Annotated in this window: 4 protein-coding genes and 1 pseudogene; 4 read left to right on the top strand and 1 reads right to left on the bottom strand. The window is 64.6% G+C overall.

The genetic code is table 11. From position 1 onward, the window contains the following. The 3 genes from ACFCU0_RS11660 to ACFCU0_RS11650 form a co-directional block, all read left to right on the top strand. Nucleotides 1-2,781 (top strand): S8 family peptidase (locus ACFCU0_RS11660; RefSeq protein WP_434973848.1); only part of this gene is annotated, 2,781 nt, incomplete at its 5' end. Between the two features lie 183 nt (nt 2,782-2,964). Continuing rightward, entirely contained in the window at nt 2,965-3,729 is a 765-nt protein-coding gene (locus ACFCU0_RS11655; RefSeq protein WP_434973847.1) for a DUF5995 family protein, read from the top strand. A gap of 236 nt (nt 3,730-3,965) precedes the next feature. Then, entirely contained in the window at nt 3,966-4,559 is a 594-nt protein-coding gene (locus ACFCU0_RS11650; RefSeq protein WP_434973846.1) for a hypothetical protein, read from the top strand. 103 nt (nt 4,560-4,662) lie between these two features. On the opposite strand, the gene ACFCU0_RS11645 is transcribed toward ACFCU0_RS11650, so the two are convergent. Beyond that, the gene (locus ACFCU0_RS11645) at nt 4,663-5,943 is read right to left on the bottom strand and encodes an MgtC/SapB family protein (protein WP_434973845.1); all 1,281 of its coding nucleotides are present in this window, start codon (nt 5,941-5,943) and stop codon (nt 4,663-4,665) included. Between the two features lie 363 nt (nt 5,944-6,306). On the opposite strand from ACFCU0_RS11645, the pseudogene ACFCU0_RS11640 reads away from it, so the two are divergent. After that, nucleotides 6,307-6,630 (top strand): annotated as a pseudogene (locus ACFCU0_RS11640) (hypothetical protein); the annotation flags it as partial.

Below are 6,630 nucleotides of genomic sequence, written 5' to 3'. Positions count from 1 at the left end.
CGCATCCAGCCTGCAGCCATCGCCTCGCTCCACAATGACGAAGCCGCCCGAGAGGTCGGTGCCCGCATCCTGAACAGCGGCGCCGTCAACGGCACCAGCTACTCCGGGCAGGGGGTGCTCACGTGCATCGTCGACTCCGGTCTGGATTTCGACCATGGCGATTTCATGGATGCAAGTGGCGATACGCGGGTCGTTTACCTGTGGGATCAGACGAACACAACGAGCGGGCAGACGCCGGAAGACCGGAGCGGGACCATGAGCGGTCTGGACTACGGCACCGAATACTCGGCGTCCGATATCGACGCCGGAACGGTGACCCAGGAGGATACGGACGGTCACGGTACGCACGTCGCCGGCACGGTGGCGAGCAGTGGCAACGCGCTCGTCCTCAGCGGCAGTCAGACCACGCCCGAGCATCGGGGGATGGCGCCGGATGCGGACATTATCGTCGTGAAGGCCGGCAACGCGTCGTTCGCAACCACGGATGTGATCGACGCGATGACCTACTGCGGGCAGGTGGCGACGGATCAGAACCAGCCGCTTGTTATCAACATGAGCCTCGGGTCGGATTTCGGGGCGCACGACGGTACGGCGACGCTCGACCTCGCCGTGGATGCCTTCACCGACGTCACGCCGAACGACGGTAGCAACGATCCCGGCACCGCGCCCGATCGGGTCGTCGTGGTCTCGGCCGGCAACGACGGTGCTTCGGCACAGCACGTGACGGGGACGATTGCTGGGGGGAATACGGCCTCCGAGCCGTGGACGGTCGGAGAGTATTCGCCCAGCGACGGAACGGCGAATGACTACGTGGGCATCCAGAAGTGGTTTGACACGGCCGAGGACGTCATCATCACCGTGACAGCGCCCAATGGAACGGACAGCGCGACGCTGACCGGTTCAGGCACGACGGTCGACGACGTGAGCGAAGAGACGCCGTCCGGGTTGATTATTTTGGAGAGCGGGATCGGGCTGGACAACGGCGACCGGTACTTCGACATCCAGATCTTCGACTATGAGGATACGTCGGTCGACCCGGCGGCGGAGATCACGCCAGCGGAAGGAGAGTGGCAGATCGAGATCGAGAATCCCGGGTCGTCGGCCTTCACCTACCACGGGTGGACGTGGGGGGCCCTGGTGCCGGGCTCCTTTGACAATGGTGACGGCGACTACACGATCGGCTCCCCGGGGACGTCGACCGGTGCGATCACGGTCGGCTCCCACGCTCACCGGTGGTACTGGGGCACGAATGGAAGTGTATATGGCTACGCGAGCGGCGCATTTAGCGACCGGAGCGACATTTCGTTCTTCAGCAGCCGCGGACCGCGTCGCGATGGCGTCGTGAAGCCGGATCTTACGGCCCCCGGGCAGGCGATGGTGTCGGCCTACTCGCAGGACATGCCGGAGGTGGATGCCAGTGCCATCTTCGACCAGGACGGCATGCATCGGTACACGCAGGGAACCAGCATGTCGTCTCCCGTCGTGGCGGGGTCGGTCGCTCTTCTCCTCCAGGCCGCACAGCAGGAGGGCACGTCCCTTACCGCGAACCAGGTGCGTTCCTACCTCACGTCGAACGCCGACACCGACGGGTTCACGGCTCAGTACGGCGCGGTGCCGAACGCGGTGTTCGGGTACGGAAAACTCGACATCCTGGACGCCGTCGTCGACTTCCTCGGTGGAACGGCGAGCCGCGAGATGATTGCGGACTACGACGACGTGGCGTTTGGCGACATGACCCGGCTGGATATCACCAGCGCCGCGCCCCGGATCGCCATCCGGTTTCAGCCGACGGTGAACGGGCACGTCAGCGGCAGCCTGCTTCGGCTCTGGCACGATGGCGGCAGCCCAGGCGGCTCGGCGATCGGCCTCACCGGTCCCCTGAACGTTGAGATCTGGTCGGACGACGGAAGCGGCGCCCCGGACGCGCAGATCGGCAATACGGTCGCCGTTCCGGCTGAGCAGCTTTTCCCCTTCACGCCGAACGCGTTCGACCTGCAGGCGGCGGACGTGAAGGTGACCGCGGGTACGGACTACCACCTCGTGCTGTCCGCCGCCAATGCGTCCGATGCGCTCTACCTCTCGGGGGAAACGGCATCCGGGGCCGGTCGGACCACCGTATTCGACGGCACGGGCTGGTCCCAGGCAAGTGCGGATCTGCAGGCAAGCATCGAGGTGGCGCGAATCTTCGGCATCACGACATCGCTGCCGGTCGAACTGGCTACGTTCGACGGCCGGCCCGTGGATGACACGGTTGAACTGGTGTGGACGACTCTTTCCGAAACGAACAACGAGGGATTCTACGTCGAGCGGCGTCCGGGCAGCGCCAACGCCACGGCCGCGTGGACGACGGTCGGTTTTGTCGACGGAGCCGGGACGACGAGCGAGTCGCAGCAGTACCGGTTCACCGATGCCCGTCTACCCTTTGGGGAGCGAGAGATATCGTACCGCCTCCGGCAGGTAGACGTCGATGGTACACCGACATACTCGAAATCCGAAACGGTTCGCCTGGGTACCCCCGGTCAGGTGACGCTGCACCCACCCTTCCCGAACCCGGCTGGCCGCCAAGTTACCGTGCGATACGAGCTGCCGGCGGACGGACCGGTCCAAATCGCTGTGTATGACGTCCTCGGGCGCCGGGTTCGGACCGTTACGAATGGGAACGACACGAAAGGGAGGAAAGAAGTCACAGTTTCGACCGACCGGCTCGCACCGGGGATGTACTTCGTCCGGCTCGAGACGGGCGGGACGATTCGAACACAGCGACTCAGCGTCGTGCGCTAACGGTGGGGGGCTCGTGACACGATGCGGCACACGCGGGACCGCGGGTCTATCGGTCGCTCCTTATTCCGTGTGGCACGCCGTACGCCGAAGCGGGCAGACCGTCTTGAAGATGCTCGCCCCGGCGTTGTGAGAAGAGGTGTCGGGTCGTATGTTGCCCGGGTGCCTCCCGGTCAGCGTTTCGTCATGATGACCTCTTCCGACACACCTTCGCCCGAACCGCGCGACACGGCGCGTCCTACCGCCCGTTGCGGTCGTGTGGACGATGCTCGTTTGGACGATGCGGCGCTTCTCGGCCGGATGGAGACTCACCTGAGAAGCTGGCCTGAGGACCAGGGGCGCCGGGTCTTCCTGGAGTGCTACCTCATCATGACCCGCAACATGCTCGCGGGTGTGCACGGACGCCGGTTCGGCGACGGCAGGTGGGTCCACCGGCTGCTTCACCGGTTCGCGGCATACTACTTCGACGCGCTTGATGCGTACGAACGCACGCCGTCCTCGGCACCGCCGGTCTGGCAGCTTGCATTCGAGGTGACGGATGCGGCCAACAGAACGCCGGTCCAACACCTGCTTCTCGGCGTGAACGCCCACATCAACTACGACCTGGTGCTGACGCTGGAAGAGGTTCTGGCTCCAGAGTGGCCGGATTTAGAGCCCGAGCACCGCGCGACGCGATACGCCGATCATTGCGGGATAAACCGCGTCATTGCCGATTCCATCGACGCCGTGCAGGATACCGTGCTGGAGCCGCGAATGGGGGTTCTCGGCGCGGTCGATGTGGTGCTGGGACCGCTCGACGAGATGCTGGTCTCCCGGCTGATCACCTCGTGGCGCGAGGACGTCTGGCACAACGCGCAGGATCTTCTCGCCTGCAGGTGTGACCGGGACCGGAAGGCCTGCCTACAGTCCGTAGAAGATGACGCGATGCGGATCGGTGAGCGTCTGATCTGATCGCGCGAGGCAATATGGACGGCCTGACACGGACGAACGACGGTCCGATCGAGGGCGTCCGGGTGTGACGCGCTGCAGGTTTGCAATGCTGCGGGACGCTTTTCATTTTCGCGAGACAACGGCGTGGCGTCCACGTCGCGTGCTGCGTCGAGACCTCGCACCTGCGTTGCTAGCACCGTAGATCGCTTCACAGCCTTTTTCAAGCCCCCCTGAGGTGATTCTCTATGTCAACTCGCATGTCTCGCTCCCGCGCGTTCTCCTCCCCGGCCGCGCGAACGCTTGCTCTCGCCCTGTGCGTCTCGCTCCTGTTCGCATTCACGGCGTGCGACAGTGGCGGGAGCGGTGACGACGGGTCGACCGTGGAGCCGTCTTACACGCTGGATGCGACCGGCGACTCCGTAGACGCCTCCTTCTCCGGCAGCGCCCGGTGGTCGAGCGGATCGACGGATGCAAGTGCCGAGGCCATGGCGGTGAGCTTTTCGAGCGACGATAGGACCGACCAGGGCCTCCTGATTCGGGGCGCCGCCCGCCCGTCGACGGGCACTTACTCGGTGCAGAGCATCGACGGGACGAGCGACAATCTGACGGCGACCTCCGACTTCTCGTTCTACTACGTCGATGGGCAGAGCGACACGTCGGTGCAGTACCTTTCGACCGGAGGCACGATTACGATTACGGCGTCCAGCGACGACCGGCTTTCGGGCACGTTTGACGTCACCGTCAAGCGAGTGGACCCGCTTGCGCCGGGCGACGGAGAAACCAGTGCCACGATCACGGGCACGTTCGACGCCCCCTACGTCGACAGCGGGGTCGGTGTGTTTGCTCCGTAGGAAGCGAGCAACCCGATGAACGCGACGTGCTGCGTGGTCCTTCGCCTCTGGAGGTACCGCACGACGATTGGCCCCGGCGTCGACGTCATTTCTCGAGCCGTGGTTAAATGAACCAGATCATCCCCGCGGCGGTCGCTATGATGACGGTCATGCCTCCGAGGATCGGGCGCCGGATGCGTTTCGTCCCCAGCGCGAAAACGATGCTTCCCTTAAGCAGCGTGTTGGCTGCCGCGCCGATCACGATAGCGCGGGCCGCCGTCTGCGCTTCGACGGCGCCGGCGGGTCCGCTGAGCCGTGCCATCGACAGCGTGATGGCGTCCACGTCGGCCAGGCCCGACAGGAGGCTGGTGACGTAAATGCCGGCGTCCCCGAAGTACGTCTGGGCGGCGTTCGTGGCGACGAGAATGATTGCGTAAAGTAGTCCGAAGGTGATGGCGGGCGTCAGGCGGAAGGGGTTCGTCAATTCGGTTGCGTCCGCTTCGGTGCCGGCGTCGCCGGCCTTGTAGAGGTAGGCCGCGTAGGCGATGCCGGCGGCCATCATCGCGAGGATGGGAACGCCGACGACCCGGAGCAGCGACACATTGACGACGGCGACCTCCACCAGCACGCGAAGAAACATGATCGTCCACGCGAGCACGACGCCCATGCTGAAGGCCCGAGCGAGGCCGGGCGCGTCCCGGCTGCGCTGGGCGAGGCTGAGCGTGACCGCCGTGCTGGAGGCGAGTCCGCCGAGGATCCCGGTGAGGCCGACGCCGCGTCGGGCACCCACGACCTGTATCAAGACGTACCCCAGGAAGCTGATCCCGGAGATGAGGATGACGATCAGCCAGACGTTGTAGGGGACGACCACGTCGAACGGGGACGGACCGTAGCCCTGTCGCGGCAGGATGGGCAGGATGACCGCCGTGATGACCGCGAATTTCAGTGTCGCGAACACGTCGTCCCGGTCAATGGTCTCGGCGAACGACTCCGTCTGCACCTTGAGGGCGAGCAGGACGGTGGTTGCGACGCCGAGCGCGGCCGCCAGCTCGATGTAGTCCCAGGCGCACAGCATGCCCACGCCGAGCGTGATGAGTGCGGCAATCTCCGTTGTGAGGCCCGTGTTCGTCTCTTTGGCCTCCTGGAAATGCGCCACACCCAGAAGGATGGCGACGCCGGCGACGACCGTGCCCAGCAGGACCGGGGCCTGCGCGAGGTCGGACAGCAACGCAAACGAAGCCCCGAGCAGGCTAATCAGGGGGAAGGTCCGTGCCCCTGCCAGTAGTTCCTGGCTCTCGGGGTGACCGCGCTCCTGAAACGCGTACTCCCGCTGGAGGCCGATTAGCAGCCCAATGACCAGAGCGGTGCCAAAACGTAAAAACAGATCCGGCAGGCTCGCTTCCATAACACGCGGTGACTCATTCGCGGGGAGACTCGTGCCCTATACTACGGAATTGAGCGCGTTCGGACATGGGAGCCATGGCTTGCATGCGCCATCCCCGCAGCTCGCCCACCGTCGCACGGCCGTGCGACGGTGGGGGCAATGCGGGGGCGGGGGGCCATGCCACGGCGGGCAGGTGCGACGGCAGGCGCTTACTGTGCTTTTATGAAGCAAACATTGTTATTATTATGTGTAGCTGTTATTATAATATTCAGACCACGCATCATGCGTCTGGGGTGTGCCGCGCCCTGTCGACGCAAAGCTGGTTGCGCCGAAGCCTTTCTACGTGCGTTTCCGCATAGACCGTAATCTCAACCCTTCCTTCTCGTGGGCCGCAAGGAATCACGGTGTGAGCGCTACGTGACGCACTTCGTCTCCCGTCGGGCCAGGGGATGGGACTATACTGGATCGGCGGTGTACTTTGTCACGATCTGCACGCACCGACGGATGCAGCTCTTCGGCGAAATTCAGGAGGGCGTAATGGCATTGAATCCGATCGGGCGCATAGTCGCGGCCGAGTGGCGCCGATCCCAGGAGATTCGCGATGAAATCCAGATCGGCGCATTCGTCGTGATGCCCGACCACATGCACGGGATCGTCTGGATGGAGCCCGATGTCCATGACGAGGTCGAAGCACCGCGGTTGGACGGC

The organism is Longibacter sp., from assembly GCF_051155795.1.
Classification (GTDB): domain Bacteria; phylum Bacteroidota; class Rhodothermia; order Rhodothermales; family Salinibacteraceae; genus Longibacter.
Note: the sequence above shows the minus strand (reverse complement) of the source record. Positions and strands in the feature narration are given on the sequence as shown.